Below are 20,127 nucleotides of genomic sequence, written 5' to 3'. Positions count from 1 at the left end.
GATATATTCTCAGAAAATAGTTCACAAAAACGAATAAGGCCAGCAGATGTGCTGGCCTTTGGTCACGCGGGAAATAACCCTTAGCGCATGGTCACAAACTCTTCTGCCGCCGTCGGGTGAATCGCCACGGTGTTGTCGAAGTCTTTCTTGGTAGCGCCCATCTTCAGTGCCACCGCAAAGCCCTGCAGGATCTCGTCCATGCCGAAGCCAATGCCGTGGATACCGACGATTTTCTCTTCCGGGCCAACGCAAACCAGCTTCATCCGGCACGGCTGACGGTGAGAGGTGACGGCGGTGTACATGGCGGTGAAGGAGGATTTGTATACCTTCACGGCGTCATCGCCATACTGCTCACGCGCCTGCGGTTCGCTCAGGCCGATGGTGCCAATCGGCGGATGGCTGAAGACCACGGTCGGGATGTTGCTGTAGTCCAGATGCTCTTCCGGCTTGTTGTTAAACAGACGCTCGGAGAGGCGACGACCTGCGGCAACGGCGACCGGCGTCAGTTCAACGGCACCGGTGTTATCGCCCACGGCGTAGATACCCGGTACGCTGGTGTTCTGGAACTTATCAACGACGATATAGCCTTTATCGTTGGTTTTCACTCCGGTAGCGGCCAGGTTGATGTTGTCGTTCGCAGGTTCACGGCCGATCGCCCAGATGAGACTATCAACGGTCTGGCTGCGGCCATCTTCAAGCTCAAGCGTCAGGCTGCCGTCGGCGTTCTTAACCACCGCTTTCGGGATCGCGTGGGTGTGAAGCGTCGGGCCTTCAGCGGCCATGACTTCCACCAGCGTTTCGATAATCATCGGGTCGAACGAGCGCAGCGGCGCGTGTTTACGCACGAACAGGTGCGTTTCAGCGCCCAGGCCGTTAATCACGCCCGCCAGTTCAACGGCGATGTACCCTGCACCCACCACCGCAACGCGTTTCGGCAGCGCCGGCAGCGCGAAGAAACCGTCGGAATCAATACCGTATTCCACGCCCGGAATGTTCGGGTGGCTCGGACGACCGCCGGTGGCAATCAGGATATGGTCAGCGGTCAGGGTTTCACCGTTCACTTCGATGGTTTTAGCATCGATAAAGCGGGCGAAGCCTTTGATGACATCAACCTTGTTCTTACCCAGCACGTTGTCATAAGAGGTGTGGATACGGTCGATATAGGCGCTACGGCTGCTGACCAGTTTGTTCCAGTCAAAGTGATTAATGGTGGTATCGAAGCCGTAATCCGGGCCATACATATGAATAGCTTCGCGGATCTGCGCAGCGTGCCACATCACTTTCTTCGGCACACAGCCGACGTTGACGCAGGTGCCGCCCAGCTCTTTGGCTTCAATCAGCGCGCATTTCTGACCGTACATTGCTGCACGGTTGATTGAGGCAATGCCGCCGCTGCCGCCGCCAATGGCGATGTAATCATAATGCTTAGTCATACCATTTTTCCTTAATCGTTGATTGCCGCGATTGTAGCGCGTGACTTAAAAGGTTCCACCTATGACTGCGATTACTCAGGCACGACCCAGTTGACCAGAGTGTGCCCGGTGCCTGCCGGTACCAGGGTGCGGTGCAGCCACGGCAGGACGTTGTTCATCTGTTGTTCGAGCTTCCACGGTGGGTTGATAACAATCATCCCGGAGGCAGTCATACCGCGCTGGTCGCTGTCCGGACGTACCGCCAGCTCAATCTGCAGAATTTTACGAATACCGGTGGCTTCGAGCTCTTTCAGCATGCGCTTAATCTGCGCGCGCATCACCACCGGATACCACAGGGCGTAGGTGCCGGTCGCAAAGCGCTTGTAGCCTTCGCTGATGCCGGTGACCACGGCCTGATAGTCGGTTTTAATTTCGTACGGTGGATCGATGAGGATAAGCCCACGGCGCGACACCGGCGGCAGCTTAGCTTTCAGCTGCTGATAGCCATCGGCTTTCTGTACGCGCGCCCGTTCGTCTTTCTGGAACTCAGAGCGCAGCAGCGGGAAGTCGCTTGGGTGCAGCTCGGTGAGCTGCAGGCTGTCCTGCTCGCGCAACAGCTGGCGGGCGATAAGCGGAGAGCCCGGGTAGTAGCGCAGCTGGCCGCTACGGTTGAAGTGCTGCACCACGCCGATGTACGGCTCGAGCTCTGTCGGCAGGTCATCCTGCTGCCAGACGCGGGCGATACCTTCAAGGTATTCACCGGTGCGTTCTGCATGCTCGCCGCTCAGCTGATAGCGTCCGGCGCCTGCGTGGGTGTCGAGATAGAGGAACGGTTTCTCTTTCTCTTTCAGCGCTTCGATGATCAGGCTCTGAACGGTATGTTTAAGGACGTCGGCGTGGTTGCCGGCGTGGAAGCTGTGACGATAACTGAGCATGGATTAAGGCGTTCCGGTGAACTGAATAAAAAGTGATGCCACAGTATACCGAAAAGTCGCGCTGGCCGCGAAAAGGCTTTGCCCGACATTGAAATCCTCTACACTTAACCCCATACCAGAACGTATCTGCAAAGCGCGGGATCGCGCGCTTCATTTCTACATTTTACAGGACAGCGCTTATGACCAACCCTTTATTGACGCCTTTCGCTTTGCCGCCGTTTTCCCGCATTCTGCCTGAGTATGTCGTTCCTGCGGTGACCAAAGCGCTGGAAGATTGCCGTGCAGCGGTTGAAGGCGTGGTTGCGCACGGCGCACCGTACACCTGGGATAATCTGTGCCAGCCGCTGGCGGAAACCGACGATCGTCTCAGCCGTATTTTCTCGCCGGTGAGCCACCTTAACTCGGTGAAAAACAGTCCTGAGCTGCGTGAAGCCTATGAACAAACCCTGCCGCTGCTCTCTGAGTACAGCACCTGGGTAGGCCAGCACGAAGGGCTGTACAACGCGTATCGCGACCTGCGCGATGGCGAACACTATGCCGCACTGGATACCGCGAAGAAAAAAGCGGTGGATAACGCACTGCGCGACTTTGAGCTGTCCGGCATCGGTCTGCCGAAAGAGAAGCAGAAGCGCTATGGCGAAATCGCTGCCCGCTTGTCAGAGCTTGGCAACCAGTACAGCAACAACGTGCTTGATGCCACCATGGGCTGGAACAAGCTGATTACCGATGAAAGCGAACTGGCCGGGATGCCGGAAAGCGCGCTGGCGGCCGCTAAGGCGCAGGCGGAAGCCAAAGAGCAGGAAGGTTATCTGCTGACGCTGGATATCCCAAGCTACCTGCCGGTGATGACCTACTGCGACAACCAGGCGCTTCGCGAAGAGATGTATCGCGCCTACAGCACCCGCGCCTCTGACCAGGGGCCGAACGCGGGCAAGTGGGACAACAGCCCGGTGATGGAAGAAATTCTCGCCCTGCGCCATGAGCTGGCTCAGCTGCTGGGCTTTGAAAGCTACGCCTTTAAATCTCTCGCCACCAAGATGGCCGAGAATCCACAGCAGGTGCTCGACTTCCTGACCGATCTGGCGAAACGCGCCCGTCCGCAGGGAGAAAAAGAGCTGGCTCAGCTGCGCGCCTACGCGAAAGCGGAGTTCGGCGTTGATGACCTGCAGCCGTGGGATATCGCTTACTACAGCGAAAAACAGAAACAGCATCTGTACAGCATCAGCGACGAGCAGCTGCGTCCGTACTTCCCGGAAAACAAAGCGGTTAACGGCCTGTTTGAAGTGGTGAAGCGCATTTACGGCATCACCGCCAAAGAGCGTACCGACGTTGACGTATGGCATCCGGAAGTGCGCTTCTTCGAGCTGTATGATGAAAACAACGAGCTGCGCGGTAGTTTCTACCTTGACCTGTACGCGCGTGAACATAAACGCGGCGGGGCGTGGATGGACGACTGCGTGGGCCAGATGCGTAAACTCGACGGCACGCTGCAAAAACCGGTGGCCTACCTGACCTGTAACTTCAACCGCCCGGTGAACGGCAAACCGGCGCTGTTTACTCACGACGAAGTGATCACCCTGTTCCATGAGTTCGGCCACGGTCTGCACCACATGCTGACCCGCATCGATACCGCCGGGGTTTCCGGTATCAGCGGGGTGCCGTGGGATGCGGTCGAACTGCCGAGCCAGTTTATGGAAAACTGGTGCTGGGAGCCGGAAGCGCTGGCGTTTATCTCCGGCCACTTCGAAACCGGCGAGCCGCTGCCGAAAGAGCTGCTGGATAAAATGCTGGCGGCGAAAAACTACCAGGCGGCGCTGTTCATCCTGCGCCAGCTGGAGTTTGGTCTGTTCGACTTCCGTCTGCATGCCGAATTCAACCCGCAGCAGGGGGCGAAAATCCTCGAGACGCTGGCCGAAATCAAGAAACAGGTTGCCGTGGTGCCGGGGCCGTCGTGGGGCCGTTTCCCACATGCTTTCAGTCACATCTTTGCCGGTGGCTACGCCGCGGGCTACTACAGCTATCTGTGGGCCGACGTGCTGGCGGCGGATGCGTTCTCCCGCTTCGAAGAAGAGGGCATCTTCAACCGCGAAACCGGGCTGTCGTTCCTCGACAACATCCTGTCACGCGGCGGCTCTGAAGAGCCGATGACGCTGTTCAAACGCTTCCGTGGCCGCGAACCGCAGCTCGACGCGATGCTTGAGCATTACGGCATCAAAGGTTAAGCGTGACGTGAAGATCTGCTTAATTGATGAAACAGGCGCCGGAGACGGCGCCTTATCTGTTCTTGCGGCCCGTTGGGGTCTGGAACACGATGCCGATAACCTGATGGCGCTGGTGTTAACGTCCGAACATCTCGAACTGCGCAAGCGTGACGAGCCTAAGCTCGGCGGTATTTACGTCGATTTTGTTGGCGGCGCGATGGCGCACCGGCGCAAGTTTGGCGGTGGGCGAGGCGAAGCGGTCGCGAAAGCGGTGGGCGTGAAAGGTGATTACCTGCCGGAGGTGGTGGATGCTACCGCAGGCCTCGGGCGCGATGCGTTCGTGCTGGCGTCCGTCGGGTGCCGCGTGCGGATGCTGGAGCGTAACCCGGTGGTGGCGGCGCTGCTCGACGATGGCCTGGCGCGCGGCTACGCCGACCCGGAGATTGGCGGCTGGCTGCAGGAGCGCCTGCAGCTGATCCACGCCTCCAGCCTGACGGCGCTGACCGATATTACCCCGCGCCCGCAGGTGGTGTATCTCGACCCGATGTTCCCGCATAAGCAGAAAAGCGCGCTGGTGAAAAAAGAGATGCGGGTGTTTCAGTCGCTGGTGGGGCCGGATCTCGACGCCGATGGTCTGCTGGCGCCGGCACGGCAGTTGGCCATCAAACGGGTGGTGGTAAAACGTCCTGACTATGCGCCACCGCTGGCGAACGTAGCAACAACCAATGCGGTGACCACCAAAGGCCACCGGTTTGATATTTATGCGGGGAGCGGCGCGGACTGACCCCGTCGCCCTTCACATTAACTCAACCCTCTCCCCGTCGGGGAGAGGGTACTGACTGCACTTACGCCTGTTCTGACGGCGTATTAATCATCTTGTTCAGCCACGGCACCAGGATGGCCATCACCACGGTCACCGCCAGCGTCACCAGACCAATTTTACTGAACACGTTGGTATAGATTGGCAGCGTCTGCAGCGGATCGGTAATGTTCTCCGGCACGGCGGTAAAGGTCGCAACATAGCCCCCCAGCAGGAAGGCGGCGGCCTGCGTCAGGAACCACATCCCCAGAATAAAGCCCATCAGACGTTGCGGTACCAGGGCGGCAACCATCGCCAGCCCCAGGGCGCTAATCAGCAGCTCACCCAGGCTCTGGAACAGATACACCAGCACGATAAACCACGGTGAGGTTAACCCCTGCGGATCGGCAAACCACAGGCCAGCCGCGGCGGCGGTGAGGAAGCCGAGCGAGCAGAGGAACATGCCGAGGGTGAATTTCATCGGCATGGTCAGGTCTTTGCCACGGCTCCCGAGGCGGGTGTAGATAGCGGCAAGCACCGGGCTCGCGACCACCACCCAGAACGGGTTCAGCGCCTGGAAGCTCACCGGGTTGATGGCAAAACCGAGGATCTCATGGTGTACGTTGTTAATCGCAAAGAAGTTCAGCGACGTTGGCATCTGCGCATACAGGATGTAAAACAGCACCGCTTCAATCATCAGAATGAAGGCGACGATCATCTTGTTGCGGCCGGTTTTGTCGAGGCGGAACGCTTCACGGAAGAAGAAAATCGTCACCACGATGGAGAGGAATATCAGCACCATGTTGGCGACTTTGACGTTGTGCATCAGCCAGGCGCAGACATACACCATCACGACCGTACCGACTAGCACCAGCAGCAGGTTTTTCATTTTCAGCGGCTGGTGGTCCGGTTCGGAGCCAATCTCTTTCACCATCCCACGGCAGGCGAAGTACACCAGCAGTGCGACAATCAGCCCGGCGCCGCACAGGTTGTAGGTCACCGCATAGCCATACTTATCGGCAATCACCGGTGCCAGCGACAGCGACAGCAGCGAGCCGATGTTGATAGACATGTAGAACAGGGTGAAGGCGCCGTCGAGACGGGCGTCCTTCGGCGGATAACATTTGGAGAGCAGGCTCGCCGGGTTGGCCTTGAACAGCCCATTACCGACCGCGATGGTACCGAGGGCGATAAAAATCAGGTCAGGCTTCATCAGCGACATACCGGTCATGAAATAACCGATGGCGAGCACGATAGCCCCAAGCACCAGCGTGCGTTTGGTGCCCAGCAGGTGGTCACCCACGTAGCCACCGATAGAGATGAGGCCATACACCAGTGCGGCGAAGGCGCCGAAGGTGATAAATGCCTGCTCCTGCGAAAAGCCTAATTGCTTAACGAAGAAGACCGCCAGGATCCCTTGTACGCCGTAGTAGCCAAACCGTTCCCATAGCTCGACAAAGAAGATCATAAAGAACGGACGTGGCTGCTGCATTAATCCCATGGAGGGAGCTTTGTTCATGTTCTATCGTCCTTATTAACCAACCCAAAAAAAGTATGTACGTGCGAATAAAAATTCGCGAAGTTTATGCACATTGAAACACAATGCTGTTATATATCGCGAGCGTAGGGTATTCGATTGGCTGAAAAGGAAACAATCGGCGGATCACACTACTAATCTTTTGTTCATCAAAAGATTGTATAAATTATTGTGGGATTCAGAAAAGAAAAACGCCCGCATAAGCGGGCGTCTGGTGTGCTGGAAGGAGTACGAGCGTTACTCGTCTTCTTCGTCACGCAGCGGAACGATCAGCATGTCAACGTGGACGGTGTTGATGAGCTGGCGCGCGGAAGACATCAGCTTGCTCCAGAAGTCCTGATGGTGACCACATACCACCAGATCCATGTCGTATTTCTTAATGGCATCAACCAGCACCTGGCCGAGATCGCCGCTACCGCTCAGGGTTTCCGTAATCGGATAACCGGCGTTGGTAGACAGTTCGCTCAGCGCGTGGTGAGTTTCTTCAGAAATGCGTTTCTGCATGTCGCCAAGATTAACGTCAATCAGGCCAGTGTAGAGATCGGAGTAATTAACATCTACATGAATCAGGGACACTTTCGCATTATAGGGACGAGCCATCGAAACGGCTTTATCAACCAGCACCTTGCTTTCCGGTGACAGGTCTACCGCGATAAGAATATGTTTGTAAGCCATAGTGTTACTCCTTCCTTAAGTTTGTTAATGACCAAGTGTAGTTGTTACCCAACCTTAAAACGACCAACAAGTTACGTCAATGTGACCTGTTCACGATTTCTTCACCCTTAAGTGAAACAAATTTTTCCGTTCTCTGTATTGATAACGATTAACCTTGTGGCAAAAAATTTAACGGATCTCCTACACTATTAAATGAGGCGAACGGCGGAAAAATTGTGATACCGATCGGCTTTTGTCATTTTTTTGCACTGAACTGAGTTGGGTATTGGGTGCGATAGTCCTGGAGCGCGTGCTCCGGGTAGGTCGCCGGGGAGGATGTATGATCAGCACTGTTGCGCTGTTTTGGGCCCTGTGTATTGTGTGTGTAGTGAATATGGCGCGATATTTTTCGTCTTTACGCGCGCTGTTAGTGGTTCTGCGTGGTTGCGACCCTTTGCTCTATCAGTATGTGGATGGTGGGGGCTTTTTTACCTCCCATGGACAGCCCAGCAAGCAGATGCGTCTGGTGTGGTACATCTATGCCCAGCGTTATCGCGATCATCATGATGATGAATTTATTCGCCGCTGCGAGCGTTTACGCCGCCAGTTCATTTTGACCAGCGCGCTGTGTGGCCTGGTGGTGGTGAGTCTGCTGGGGTTAGTGATATGGCACTAAAAAAAAGGCGGGTCAGTTTCCTGGCCCGCCTTTTCTTCATTTCTTCGCTTAGATAATCTTCAGCGCAATCCAGTACAGACCGCCCGACAGAATAATCGAGGCCGGCAGGGTGAACACCCACGCCATCAGAATGTTGGTCACCGTTTTACGCTGCAGACCGCCACCGTCGACGATCATCGTCCCCGCCACGGAGGAGGAGAGGACGTGAGTGGTGGATACCGGCATCCCGGTATAGCTGGCAAGACCGATAGACACCGCAGCCGTCATCTGAGCAGACATGCCCTGAGCGTAGGTCATGCCTTTCTTACCAATCTTCTCACCGATAGTGGTCGCGACGCGGCGCCAGCCGATCATCGTACCAATACCCAGCGCTAATGCCACCGCCATGATAATCCAGACCGGTGCGTACTCGATGGTGTTCAGCATATCGGTTTTCAGCTTCTTCAGCAGACGCTGATCGTCAGAGCTCACTTCCGGCAGCTTCGCCACTTTATCGGTGGTATCGGAGATGCACAGCATGATGCGGCGCAGCTGACCGCGCTGCTCAACGGAGAGCTTGTCGTAGCTTTCGATATTCGCCAGCATACCTTTCGCGCGGTTCAGTGCGTTGATGGTATTCGCCGGGTGGCAGTGGAACTCAGCCGGTTGCGTCGCGCCAGCTTCTGGCGCTGGGAGCAGCTGATCAACACCACCGATAGCTTTTTTCAAAAGCTCCGGGCGCTGTTCGAAGTACTGTTCGACGTTATTGACCGCGTCACGGGTACGGGTGATTTCGTAGCCGGAAGCGTTCATGTTAACCACGAACCCTGCCGGAGCGACACCAATCAATACCAGCATCACCAGGCCAATGCCTTTCTGACCGTCGTTTGCGCCGTGGGAGAATGCCACGCCGATAGCCGACAGGATCAGAGCAATCCGGGTCCAGAATGGCGGCTTTTTCTTTCCGTCTTTCTTCTCACGTTCTGCAGGCGTCAGGTGGATACGAGCACGTTTTTTCGTACCGTTCCAGTAGCGACGCAGCAGGAAGATCAGTCCACCTGCAAACACCAGGCCGACAATCGGAGATAAAATCAGGGAGCCGAAGATATTGATGACTTTTGGAATGTTCAGCGCATCCACCACGGAGGTACCGGTCATCATCGCGTTGGTTAAACCAATACCGATGATAGCGCCGATAAGCGTGTGGGAGCTTGACGCCGGCAGGCCGAAATACCAGGTTCCGAGGTTCCAGATAATCGCCGCCAGCAGCATGGAGAACACCATGGCCAGACCATGAGCAGAGCCCATGTTCAACAGGAGATCGGTCGGCAGCATATGCACAATCGCATAAGCCACGCTTAATCCACCCAGCAGTACACCAAAGAAGTTAAAAATCGCAGCCATCGCAACCGCAACCTGCGATCGCATTGCGCGAGTATAAATCACCGTCGCCACTGCGTTTGCGGTGTCGTGGAAGCCGTTAATGGCTTCGTAGAACAATACAAAACCCAGTGCAAGCAACAGTAAAAGCCCGGTATGAAGATCCAGGCCAGCAAACAAATGTAGCATAGACGTTACGCCATCTTGGGGACATGAACGCGCCGCATTATCAGGGACATTAGCGGCATGGGCAAAGTGAAATATAGACTTTTTTTGATTTCCTTTCAGTTTCGGAAAATGCCCTCCAGGAATTATCCTATAAATTTCAATATACTACTTGTTAATGCGAGTTTTTACGCTGGTGCGACCAGCGCATAATCTTTACAATTCCCGACATTCAAAACGTGAGGATTGTTGTGTGGAAAGGTTTGATGCCATTGTCGTAGGCGCCGGAGCGGCGGGGATGTTTTGCGCAGCACAGGCCGGGCAGGCCGGTCGCCGCGTGCTGTTGCTGGATAATGGTAAGAAGCCAGGCCGCAAGATTTTGATGTCTGGCGGCGGTCGCTGCAACTTCACCAATATGTACGTCGAACCGGCGGCATATCTCAGCCAGAATCCCCATTTTTGTAAATCGGCGCTGGCGCGCTACACCCAGTGGGACTTTATCGACCTGGTGGGCAAATACGGTATCGCATGGCATGAGAAGACCCTCGGCCAGCTGTTTTGCGATGATTCCGCCGAACAGATTGTGGCGATGCTGGTCTCTGAGTGTGAGAAAGGCAACGTGACCACCCGCCTGCGCACCGAGATCCTGAGCGTTGAGCGCGACGACGAGGGTTTTACGCTGCAGCTGAATGGTGAAACGGTGGCGGCAACGTCGCTGGTGATTGCCAGCGGCGGTCTGTCGATGCCGGGGCTTGGTGCATCGCCGTTCGGTTATAAGGTGGCGGAGCAGTTCGGCCTGAAGGTGCTGCCAACGCGCGCGGGCCTCGTACCCTTCACCCTGCATAAACCGCTCCTCGAGCAGCTGCAGGTGCTCTCCGGCGTGTCGGTGCCATCGGTTATTACCGCCGAAGACGGTACGGTGTTCCGCGAAAATCTGCTCTTTACCCACCGTGGGCTGTCCGGCCCGGCGGTGCTGCAGATTTCCAGCTACTGGCAGTCCGGTGAGTTTGTCAGCATCAACCTGCTGCCGGAATGCAGTCTTGATGAGTTCCTCAACGAGCAGCGCGCCGCGCACCCGAATCAAAGCCTGAAAAATACGCTGGCGATGCAGCTGCCGAAACGGCTGGTGGAGTGCCTGCAGCAGCTCGGGCAAATCCCGGACGTGACGCTGAAACAGCTCAATCTGCGCGACCAGCAGCAGCTGGTTGAAACGCTGACCGCCTGGCGCGTGCAGCCTAACGGTACCGAAGGCTATCGCACCGCCGAGGTCACCTTAGGCGGTGTCGACACTCATGAACTCTCTTCCCGGACGATGGAAGCGAAGAAGGTACCGGGCCTGTACTTCATCGGCGAAGTGATGGACGTCACCGGCTGGCTAGGGGGTTATAACTTCCAGTGGGCCTGGGCTTCCGCCTGGGCGTGCGCGCAGGCGCTGTAATAAAAGTTAATGTCATTTTTGCGAGGCGGATTCCGGGAAAGTAGTTTACCGCCTCTTGTTGCTCCTCATGAATCGCCGTATCTTCTTGCCACGCCTGCAAAATCAGGCGTCGGGATTGACCTCCTGGTATAGTTACAGGCGACATGGGGTACTATGTCGTGCGCACGGTCACACCTCTATGGCAGGCCGGGCGGGGGCGTCGTAAGACGCGCCGGTTTCCTGTAACGCCGGTAAGGTCAACCTCGTCTGGTTCTGCCACCCGCGAGATTGACCTCTCCGGTGGCAGAAATTAACACTGCTTACAGGAGGCTGCCATCATGGCGACAACCCCAACCTTTGATCACACCTTATTGACCGCGCCCTTTTCTTACCGCACCGATTTCACCGAGCTGGCAGACTGCTGCGAACGTTTCGCGTCTACGCTGGTGGAGTGCGATGACCCTACTGAAAAACTGGCGCTGTACGGGCGGCTTTCCGCCTGCCTTGCGCTGTTGCAGCCCACGCTTAATGAGCCGGTGCCCCCGCATCTGGTGGCGCAGCTCACGGCAGATGATTTACCTGCCCGTTTACCTGCGTTTGCGCCGGAAAGCGATGAACTTGGCGCGTATTGCCAGTCATTAACCCGGCTGTTGGTGAGCCAGGTATTACCGCCGGAAATGGCGAGAGTGCTGGAAGGATTATTGTGCAGTCTGGTGGTTTTTTATGCCGAGAAGCTCAATGCACCACGCTGGCTGCATACCGCGCAGGGGCGGGTGCTGATTGACGACCTGATTCACTGATGCTGCGGGACCGCAGGCTCCCCCTCACCCCAGCCCTCTCCCTCAAGGGAGAGGGGGTGTGTGCCTTAGTGCGTCGCCTGGCCCACCAGGCCGCCGGTGCCTGCACCGACTGCGGCACCTTTCAGTACGCTGTTGCCGGTCATCGCGGCGGCTCCGGCACCGACGACGGCACCGACTGCACCCGCTTTACGCGCGGCTTTGCCGGTATCACCGCTTTTCATCATGGCGCCTGCGCCACCGCCAACTACCGCGCCACCCACCGTAGATTTCACGCTCTTCCCGGTCATAGCACCTACGGTGGCACCGACAATGGCACCGGTCCCGGATTTATCGATAGCCATCCCGGAGGCGGAGAACATCAGAGCGGTGAGTACCAACGTGGTTTTCATCAATTTCATAACAGATCCTTTGTGGTGAGAACGTTCACGGGGATTTTGCCAGCAGAATTCGGCCCGGTATTAGGCCGTTGATGCCAAAATTTTGCGGTCTCCCCTGGCAGAATCTGCGCTTTTCTTAATGTTGGTCAATGTTTAACTAATTGAATATAAAGAATTACTAATTTTTTATACCCCGGCGCACACTTTTCTTAATCTTGTCCTAACCTTACGCTGATATTTTTCTAAAATTGTTTGATGTAATGTAGCAATTCGTGCGATTACATTGATTTCATTTTTATTTTGTTTAACTCGCCAGGCGCAGGATGGTCTGTTTAGTCAAACCGGAAACGCTCAGATTCTTAACAGGTAAGGAATAATGATGAGTGACTTTTTGCCGTTCTCGCGTCCCTCAATGGGTGACGCGGAATTTGCCGCGCTGAAAGAAGTGCTGCAGTCCGGTTGGATTACCACCGGGCCGAAAAATCAGGCGCTGGAAGAGGCATTTTGCACACTGACGGGTAACCGTCATGCTATCGCGGTGAGTTCCGCAACGGGCGGGATGCATGTCACCCTGATGGCGCTGGATATCGGTCCTGGCGATGAGGTGATCACCCCTTCCCAGACCTGGGTATCAACGCTCAATATGATTGTCCTGCTGGGGGCTACCCCGGTGATGATCGACGTTGACCGCGACAATCTGATGGTCACGCCAGAAGCCATCGAGGCTGCCATCACCCCGCGCACTAAAGCGATTATCCCGGTTCACTACGCGGGCGCTCCGGCGGATATCGACGGTATTCGTGCGGTCGCCGAGCGTCATGGCATTCCGATGATTGAAGACGCGGCTCATGCGGCAGGCACCTACTATAAAGGTCGTCACGTCGGCTGGCAGGGCACGGCGATTTTCTCCTTCCACGCTATCAAGAATATGACCTGCGCCGAAGGTGGCCTTATCGTCACCGACGATGAAAAACTGGCGAACCGCATTCGTAGCCTGAAGTTCCACGGCCTGGGTGTCGACGCCTATGACCGTCAGACTCACGGTCGTGCGCCGCAGGCGGAGGTGATTTCTCCGGGCTTTAAATACAACCTGGCGGATATCAACGCCGCGCTGGCGCTGGTGCAGTTAGACAAACTGAAACAGGCCAATCAGCGCCGGCACGACATTGCTCAGCGTTACCTGACCGAACTGGCCGATACGCCGTTCCAGCCGCTGGCGGTCCCCGAGTGGTCGCATGTCCACGCCTGGCATCTGTTTATTATCCGCGTGGATGAGACCCGCTGTGGCCTGACCCGCGATGCCTTAATGGAGCAACTGAAAGCCCAGGGCATTGGCACCGGTCTGCACTTCCGCGCCGCTCACACGCAAAAGTATTACCGCGAACGTTTCCCGGATCTTTCTTTACCGAATACCGAATGGAATAGCGCCCGTATTTGTTCTTTACCTTTATTCCCGGACATGACTCATGACGACTCAACCCGCGTCATTGCCGCACTCCATCAGCTTGCAGGGCATTGATATGTTTACTTATCCGCCAGTTAAAAAAGTGTCGGTGGTTATCCCCGTCTATAACGAGCAGGAAAGTCTGCCGGAGCTTATCCGTCGTACCGATACCGCCTGTGCCACGCTTGGCCGCGACTATGAGATCCTGCTGGTCGATGACGGCAGCAGCGACGATTCTGCCCAGATGCTGGTAGAAGCCGCGGAAGTGGAAGGTAGCCACGTGGTGGCCGTTCTGTTGAACCGTAACTACGGCCAGCACTCCGCCATTATGGCGGGCTTCAGCCACGTGACCGGTGACCTTATCATCACCCTGGATGCTGACCTGCAGAACCCACCGGAAGAGATCCCGCGCCTGGTGGAAAAAGCCGATGAAGGCTACGACGTGGTTGGCACCGTGCGCCAGAACCGTCAGGACTCGGTGTTCCGTAAGTCCGCGTCGAAGATGATCAACCGCCTTATCCAGCGTACCACCGGTAAAGCGATGGGCGACTACGGCTGTATGCTGCGTGCCTATCGCCGCCACATTATCGATGCGATGCTGAACTGCCACGAGCGCAGTACTTTTATTCCGATTCTGGCGAACACTTTCGCCCGCCGCGCTGTCGAAATCCCGGTACTGCACGCTGAGCGTGAGTTCGGTGACTCCAAGTACAGCTTCATGCGGTTGATTAACCTGATGTATGACCTGGTAACCTGCCTCACCACAACCCCGCTGCGTATGTTAAGCGTGGTGGGAAGCGTGATTGCGGTTGTCGGTTTTGCCTTCTCCATTCTGCTGATTGTACTGCGTCTGGCCCTGGGGCCGGAGTGGTCCGGAGACGGTGTGTTCATGCTGTTTGCGATTTTATTCATGTTTATAGGTGCCCAGTTCGTAGGCATGGGCCTGCTGGGTGAGTACATCGGACGTATTTACAACGATGTACGTGCTCGTCCACGTTATTTTATTCAACGCGTCGTCCGTCAGGGCGAGACGGTATCTCAAGAGGAAGATCGTTCATGAAAGCAGTAGTATTCGCTTATCACGATATGGGTTGTGCTGGCGTTCAGTCGCTGCTGGAAGCCGGGTATGACATTACGGCTATTTTTACTCACCCGGACAACGCTAACGAAAATCATTTTTTCGGTTCCGTAGCACGCCTGGCCGCTGAGCAGGGGATCCCGGTTTATGCGCCAGACGACGTTAACCACCCGCTGTGGATCGAACGTATCCGCGAGATGGCCCCGGATGTTATTTTCTCGTTCTACTACCGCAACCTGCTGTGCAACGACATCATCTCTATCGCGCGCGCCGGTGCCTTTAACCTGCACGGCTCTCTGCTGCCGAAATACCGTGGCCGCGCGCCGCTGAACTGGGTGCTGGTGAACGGTGAGAAAGAAACCGGCGTTACTCTGCACCGCATGGTAGATCGCGCCGACGCGGGCAACATCATCGCTCAGCGTACCGTGGCTATCGACGATGCCGATGCCGCAATGAGCCTGCACTACAAACTGCGTGATACCGCGCAGGCGCTGCTGCGTGATGCGCTGCCGGCCATCAGCAAAGGTGACTTCAAAGAAACCGCACAGGACGAAAGCAAAGCCACCTACGTTGGTCGTCGTACTCCGGAAGACGGTCGTCTCGACTGGGATCGTCCGGCCGCTGAGTTGCACAACCTGGTGCGCGCGGTGTCCGATCCGTGGCCGGGTGCGTTCGGCTACGTGGGCGCGAACAAATTCATCGTCTGGAAATCCCGTCTGCACAACGACAACCAGGGCGCGAAGCCGGGTACCGTGCTGTCCGTGACTCCGCTGACCATCGCCTGCCAGCAGGGTGCGCTGGAAGTGGTTACCGGCCAGAGCGAGCAGGGCGTTTACATGCAGGGTACGCAGCTGGCACAGGCTCTGGGCCTGGTTCCGCGTGCGATCATCAGCAGCAAACCGGTTGTGGCGATTAAGCGCCGTACTCGCGTGCTGATCCTCGGCGTGAACGGCTTCATCGGTAACCACCTGACCGAACGCCTGCTGAAAGACGACAACTTCGAAATCTTCGGCCTGGATATCGGTTCTGATGCCATCAGCCGTTTCCTCGACAACCCACGCTTCCACTTCGTGGAAGGCGACATCAGCATTCACTCTGAGTGGATCGAGTACCACATTAAGAAATGTGACGTGGTGCTGCCGCTGGTCGCTATCGCAACGCCTATCGAGTACACCCGTAACCCGCTGCGCGTGTTCGAGCTGGACTTCGAAGAGAACCTGAAGATCATCCGCGACTGCGTGAAATACGACAAGCGCATCATCTTCCCGTCTACCTCTGAAGTGTACGGTATGTGTACCGACGCGAACTTTGACGAAGACAACTCTAACCTGGTCGTGGGTCCTATCAACAAACAGCGCTGGATCTACTCGGTTTCCAAGCAGCTGCTGGACCGCGTGATTTGGGCTTACGGCGATAAGAACAACCTTAAGTTCACCCTGTTCCGTCCGTTCAACTGGATGGGCCCGCGTCTGGACAGCCTCAACGCCGCGCGTATCGGTAGCTCCCGTGCTATCACTCAGCTGATCCTGAACCTGGTTGAAGGTTCTCCGATCAAGCTCATTGAAGGCGGTAGCCAGAAGCGTTGCTTCACCGACATCAGCGACGGTATCGAAGCGCTGTTCCGCATCATCGAAAACAAAGATGGCCGTTGCGATGGGCAGATCATCAACATCGGTAACCCGGACAACGAAGCGAGCATCAAGGAGCTGGCCGAAATGCTGCTGGCCTGCTTCGAACGTCACCCGCTGCGCGACCGCTTCCCGCCGTTTGCTGGCTTCCGCGATGTGGAAAGCAGCAACTACTACGGTAAAGGCTATCAGGACGTTGAGCACCGTAAGCCAAGCATCCGCAACGCGAAACGCTGCCTGAACTGGGAGCCGACCGTGGACATGGAGAAAACCGTCGAAGAGACGCTGGACTTCTTCCTGCGCACCGTTGAGCTGTCGGACGACTCAGCATCATGAGAAAAGTCGGCTTACGCATCGACGTGGACACCTTTCGCGGTACTCGCGAAGGGGTTCCTTGCTTGCTGGAGACGCTGAAGAAGCATGACGTCCGTGCAAGCATTTTCTTCAGCGTTGGGCCGGACAATATGGGGCGCCACCTGTGGCGCCTGATGAAACCGAAGTTTCTGTGGAAGATGCTGCGCTCGCGCGCAGCATCGCTGTACGGCTGGGATATTCTCCTGGCCGGTACCGCCTGGCCTGGCCGTCTTATCGGCGCCGGGAACGAAGCGATTATTCGCGAGGCGGCGCAGGAACATGAGATTGGGCTTCATGCCTGGGATCATCACGGCTGGCAAATGTGGGCCGGCGTCTGGGAGCAGCAGCGACTGACGCAGGAGATTGAACGTGGACTGCAGGCGCTGGAAGCGATTACCGGCTCACCGGTGACCTGTTCCGCCGTGGCGGGATGGCGTGCCGATCAGCGGGTCGTCAAAGCCAAAGAGTCGTTCGGTTTCCTCTACAACAGCGACTGTCGCGGTACGCGACCGTTTCGCCCCGAGCTCAGCAACGGTGAATTTGGCACAGTGCAAATTCCGGTGACGTTGCCGACGTGGGATGAAGTGGTAGGCAGTGCCGTCAGCGCAGAAGATTTCAATCGTTATCTCCTTGACCAGATCCATCAGGACAAGGGCGTACCGGTATACACCATCCATGCCGAAGTGGAAGGCGGGATTGGTGCGGCGCAGTTTGCCGACCTCCTCGTTCAGGCTGAACGAGAAGGGATCACTTTCTGCCCACTCAGCCAACTGCTGCCGGACGACTTTAGTACGTTGCCGGTGGGTAAAGTGGTGCGTGGGGAAATCGCTGGCCGGGAAGGCTGGCTTGGGCGTGAACAATTATTGGGTTCCGGTTTATGAAATCACTTCGTTATGGCGTGCCGCTGATTATTCTCTACGCGCTGTACTACCTGATTCCCCTCAATTTCCGTCTGCTCTGGCAGCCGGATGAAACCCGTTATGCCGAGATCAGCCGTGAAATGCTGGCCTCCGGTGACTGGATTGTGCCCCATTTCCTTGGGCTGCGTTACTTTGAAAAACCGATAGCTGGGTACTGGATTAACAGCATTGGTCAGTGGCTGTTTGGCCACGACAACTTTGCGGTGCGCTTTGGCTCCGTGTTTGCGGTTACCATGACTGCGGTGATGGTGGCGTGGCTGTCGTGGAAGCTGTGGCGCGATAAACGCACCACCGTGCTCTCCGTGGTCATCTTCCTGACGGCGTTCCTGGTTTATGGTATTGGCACCTATGCGGTGCTGGATCCGATGATTGCCATGTGGCTGATGCTGGCCCTGTGCAGCTTCTGGGGAGCCTCACAGTCCACCACGCGTGGCGGTAAGATTGGCGGTTACGTGCTGCTGGGCATTGCCTGCGGTATGGGCGTCATGACCAAAGGCTTCCTCGCGCTGGCGGTGCCGGTCATCGGGGTTCTGCCGTGGGTGATTGTGCAGAAACGCTGGCGTGAAGTGCTTATCTACGGCTGGCTGGCGGTTGTGGTATGTGTCCTGACCGTACTGCCGTGGGGGCTGGCGATTGCTCAGCGTGAGCCGGACTTCTGGCGCTACTTCTTCTGGGTTGAGCATATTCAGCGTTTTGCGCAGAGTGACGCTCAGCACAAGGCCCCGTTCTGGTACTACATTCCGTTTATGATTGCCGGTAGCCTGCCGTGGCTTGGCCTGCTGCCAGGTGCGCTCAAGCGCGGCTGGCGTGACAGCGAAGGTCTGCGTCCGGAGTTTTATCTGCTGGGTTGGGTGGTGATGCCGCTGCTGTTCTTCAGCATCGCGAAAGGCAAGCTGCCGACCTACATCCTGCCGTGTTTCGCCCCGTTGGCCATCCTGATGGCGCGTTATGCGCTGGATATTGCCGCCCGTGGCGGACGTGCGCTGCGCATTAACGGTCTTATCAACATTGCCTTTGGCGTTATCGGCCTGATTGCGGTGCTGGTGGTGTCGCCATGGGGGATGCTGAAGCATCCGGTATGGACCACTATCGAGCTCTACAAATGCCTGCTGGCGGCGATTGCCTTCGGCGTCTGGGCGGTGATGGGCTGGGTGGCGGTGAAAGACGGCGTGAAGCGCTGGGCGCTGGCGGCTTGTTGTCCGTTAGGGCTGGCGCTGCTGGTGGGCTTTGCTATCCCGGATAAGGTGATTGATGGCAAACAGCCGCAGTTCCTGATTGATATCGTTAACGAGTCGCTGACCCCAAGCCGCTACGTGCTGACCAACGAAGTTGGGATTGCCGCCGGTCTTGCCTGGGAGCTGAAGCGTAACGATATCACCATGTTCGGCCAGCGCGGCGAACTGGAGTACGGCCTGGCGTATCCGGATGCGAAAGAGCGTTTTGTTCGCACCGACGATTTCAACGCCTGGCTGGAACAGCATCGTCAGGAAGGCCCAATCTCTCTGGTGCTTAAGCTGCAGCGAGATGAAACCATTGCAGATTTACCCCTGCCGAAACCTGACAGCGTGTATGTGATGGGCCGGATGGCGTTTATCCAGTACCTGCCACAATGACCGCCTGGCTGTGTCTGGCGATTGCCAGTCTGTTGAGCTGCTTTGGGCAGCTCTGTCAGAAACAAGCTACGCGCCCGGCGAAAGCCGGGCAGCGTGGAAAGCACATTCTGTTATGGCTGGGGCTGGCACTGCTGGCGCTCGGTTTCAGTATGCTGCTGTGGCTGCTGGTGCTGCAGCGTATCCCGGTAGGGATTGCCTATCCGATGCTGAGTCTGAATTTCGTCTGGGTAACGCTTGCCGCACGTCTTATCTGGCGTGAGCCGGTTGCCGGACGCCACTGGGCAGGCGTTGCGCTCATCATTATCGGTATTGCGATTCTCGGGAGCTCTTTCTGATGGGCGTTATCTGGGCATTAATGAGCGTACTGTTGGTCAGCACGGCGCAGCTGCTGTTGCGCCACGCGATGTTGCAGCTGCCTCCCGCTACTTCTCTGCTTCCTTTGTTGAACCACCTGCTCCATTTCGCGCCGGGTACCTTCGGCCTGCTCGCCGGTTTGTTGTGCTACATGCTGTCGATGGTGTGCTGGTACTTCGCGCTGCATCGCCTGGCGCTCTCCCGGGCCTATGCGTTGCTGAGCCTGAGCTACATTCTGGTGTGGGCCGCCGCCATTATGCTGCCCGGCTGGCATGAGCCTTTTACCTGGCAGGCGCTGTTTGGTGTGCTGGTGATTGTCGTGGGAGTGATGGTGATTTTTATGCCGACCAAAAACCGCCATTCTGAGAACGAAGAATAAAAAAATGGCCTCCGGTGCTGCCACC

General features: G+C 56.7%; 18 protein-coding genes. 12 read left to right on the top strand and 6 right to left on the bottom strand.

Going from position 1 to position 20,127, the window contains the following annotated elements:
* Nucleotides 1–80: 80 nt before the first annotated feature.
* Together gorA and C7387_RS18710 are read right to left on the bottom strand one after the other, a co-directional pair.
* Nucleotides 81–1,433, bottom strand: coding sequence for a glutathione-disulfide reductase (gene gorA, locus C7387_RS18715; RefSeq protein WP_006817644.1), 1,353 nt, complete (start codon nucleotides 1,431–1,433; stop codon nucleotides 81–83).
* A gap of 71 nt (nucleotides 1,434–1,504) precedes the next feature.
* The gene (locus C7387_RS18710) at nucleotides 1,505–2,347 is read right to left on the bottom strand and encodes a 23S rRNA (adenine(2030)-N(6))-methyltransferase RlmJ (RefSeq protein ID WP_038253770.1); all 843 of its coding nucleotides are present in this window, start codon (nucleotides 2,345–2,347) and stop codon (nucleotides 1,505–1,507) included.
* Nucleotides 2,348–2,526: 179 nt separating this feature from the next.
* Between C7387_RS18710 and prlC the strand changes: the two genes are divergently transcribed.
* The gene (gene prlC, locus C7387_RS18705; RefSeq protein ID WP_120817255.1) at nucleotides 2,527–4,569 is read left to right on the top strand and encodes an oligopeptidase A; all 2,043 of its coding nucleotides are present in this window, start codon (nucleotides 2,527–2,529) and stop codon (nucleotides 4,567–4,569) included.
* Nucleotides 4,570–4,576: 7 nt separating this feature from the next.
* Nucleotides 4,577–5,332 (top strand): 16S rRNA (guanine(1516)-N(2))-methyltransferase RsmJ, encoded by a 756-nt coding sequence (gene rsmJ, locus C7387_RS18700; RefSeq protein ID WP_120817254.1) that lies wholly within the window; start codon nucleotides 4,577–4,579, stop codon nucleotides 5,330–5,332.
* A 61-nt stretch (nucleotides 5,333–5,393) separates the two neighbouring features.
* Here rsmJ and dtpB read toward each other — a convergent pair whose 3' ends face one another.
* Both dtpB and uspA read right to left on the bottom strand, forming a co-directional pair.
* Nucleotides 5,394–6,866 (bottom strand): dipeptide/tripeptide permease DtpB, encoded by a 1,473-nt coding sequence (gene dtpB / locus C7387_RS18695; RefSeq protein ID WP_006817640.1) that lies wholly within the window; start codon nucleotides 6,864–6,866, stop codon nucleotides 5,394–5,396.
* Between the two features lie 255 nt (nucleotides 6,867–7,121).
* The gene (uspA, locus tag C7387_RS18690; RefSeq protein WP_003861223.1) at nucleotides 7,122–7,559 is read right to left on the bottom strand and encodes a universal stress protein UspA; all 438 of its coding nucleotides are present in this window, start codon (nucleotides 7,557–7,559) and stop codon (nucleotides 7,122–7,124) included.
* Between the two features lie 319 nt (nucleotides 7,560–7,878).
* Between uspA and uspB the strand changes: the two genes are divergently transcribed.
* Nucleotides 7,879–8,214, top strand: a complete 336-nt coding sequence (gene uspB / locus C7387_RS18685) for a universal stress protein UspB (protein WP_038253780.1) — start codon at nucleotides 7,879–7,881, stop codon at nucleotides 8,212–8,214.
* 48 nt (nucleotides 8,215–8,262) lie between these two features.
* Here uspB and pitA read toward each other — a convergent pair whose 3' ends face one another.
* Complete coding sequence (gene pitA / locus C7387_RS18680) at nucleotides 8,263–9,762, bottom strand: inorganic phosphate transporter PitA (protein WP_120817253.1); 1,500 nt, start codon at nucleotides 9,760–9,762, stop codon at nucleotides 8,263–8,265.
* A 229-nt stretch (nucleotides 9,763–9,991) separates the two neighbouring features.
* Between pitA and C7387_RS18675 the strand changes: the two genes are divergently transcribed.
* Both C7387_RS18675 and C7387_RS18670 read left to right on the top strand, forming a co-directional pair.
* Entirely contained in the window at nucleotides 9,992–11,176 is a 1,185-nt protein-coding gene (locus C7387_RS18675) for a BaiN/RdsA family NAD(P)/FAD-dependent oxidoreductase (RefSeq protein ID WP_120817252.1), read from the top strand.
* Between the two features lie 317 nt (nucleotides 11,177–11,493).
* Nucleotides 11,494–11,955, top strand: coding sequence for a hypothetical protein (locus C7387_RS18670; RefSeq protein WP_120817251.1), 462 nt, complete (start codon nucleotides 11,494–11,496; stop codon nucleotides 11,953–11,955).
* A gap of 65 nt (nucleotides 11,956–12,020) precedes the next feature.
* On the opposite strand, the gene C7387_RS18665 is transcribed toward C7387_RS18670, so the two are convergent.
* Nucleotides 12,021–12,353, bottom strand: a complete 333-nt coding sequence (locus C7387_RS18665) for a hypothetical protein (protein ID WP_006817634.1) — start codon at nucleotides 12,351–12,353, stop codon at nucleotides 12,021–12,023.
* A 358-nt stretch (nucleotides 12,354–12,711) separates the two neighbouring features.
* Between C7387_RS18665 and arnB the strand changes: the two genes are divergently transcribed.
* The 7 genes from arnB to arnF are packed head-to-tail and all read left to right on the top strand — an operon-like array spanning nucleotide 12,712 to nucleotide 20,102.
* Nucleotides 12,712–13,851 (top strand): UDP-4-amino-4-deoxy-L-arabinose aminotransferase, encoded by a 1,140-nt coding sequence (arnB, locus tag C7387_RS18660; protein WP_038253786.1) that lies wholly within the window; start codon nucleotides 12,712–12,714, stop codon nucleotides 13,849–13,851.
* A gap of 1 nt (nucleotide 13,852) precedes the next feature.
* On the top strand, nucleotides 13,853–14,836 hold the full coding sequence (arnC, locus tag C7387_RS18655) for an undecaprenyl-phosphate 4-deoxy-4-formamido-L-arabinose transferase (RefSeq protein ID WP_006817632.1): 984 nt from the start codon (nucleotides 13,853–13,855) through the stop codon (nucleotides 14,834–14,836).
* Nucleotides 14,833–16,818: a bifunctional UDP-4-amino-4-deoxy-L-arabinose formyltransferase/UDP-glucuronic acid oxidase ArnA gene (gene arnA, locus C7387_RS18650; RefSeq protein WP_006817631.1), complete on the top strand. Its 1,986-nt coding sequence runs from the start codon at nucleotides 14,833–14,835 to the stop codon at nucleotides 16,816–16,818. The genes arnC and arnA overlap by 4 nt, the downstream gene beginning before the upstream one ends.
* Entirely contained in the window at nucleotides 16,815–17,717 is a 903-nt protein-coding gene (gene arnD, locus C7387_RS18645) for a 4-deoxy-4-formamido-L-arabinose-phosphoundecaprenol deformylase (protein WP_006817630.1), read from the top strand. The genes arnA and arnD overlap by 4 nt, the downstream gene beginning before the upstream one ends.
* A complete protein-coding gene (gene arnT, locus C7387_RS18640) occupies nucleotides 17,714–19,369 on the top strand; it encodes a lipid IV(A) 4-amino-4-deoxy-L-arabinosyltransferase (RefSeq protein WP_006817629.1) in 1,656 nt (551 codons plus the stop codon). The genes arnD and arnT overlap by 4 nt, the downstream gene beginning before the upstream one ends.
* Entirely contained in the window at nucleotides 19,366–19,704 is a 339-nt protein-coding gene (gene arnE / locus C7387_RS18635) for a 4-amino-4-deoxy-L-arabinose-phosphoundecaprenol flippase subunit ArnE (protein ID WP_006817628.1), read from the top strand. The genes arnT and arnE overlap by 4 nt, the downstream gene beginning before the upstream one ends.
* Nucleotides 19,704–20,102 (top strand): 4-amino-4-deoxy-L-arabinose-phosphoundecaprenol flippase subunit ArnF, encoded by a 399-nt coding sequence (arnF, locus tag C7387_RS18630; protein WP_006817627.1) that lies wholly within the window; start codon nucleotides 19,704–19,706, stop codon nucleotides 20,100–20,102. The genes arnE and arnF overlap by 1 nt, the downstream gene beginning before the upstream one ends.
* The last annotated feature ends 25 nt before the right edge of the window (nucleotides 20,103–20,127 follow it).

The sequence above is a fragment of the Yokenella regensburgei genome (assembly GCF_003634235.1).
GTDB classification, from domain to species: domain Bacteria; phylum Pseudomonadota; class Gammaproteobacteria; order Enterobacterales; family Enterobacteriaceae; genus Yokenella; species Yokenella regensburgei.
This window is presented reverse-complemented; position numbering and strand designations above follow the sequence as displayed.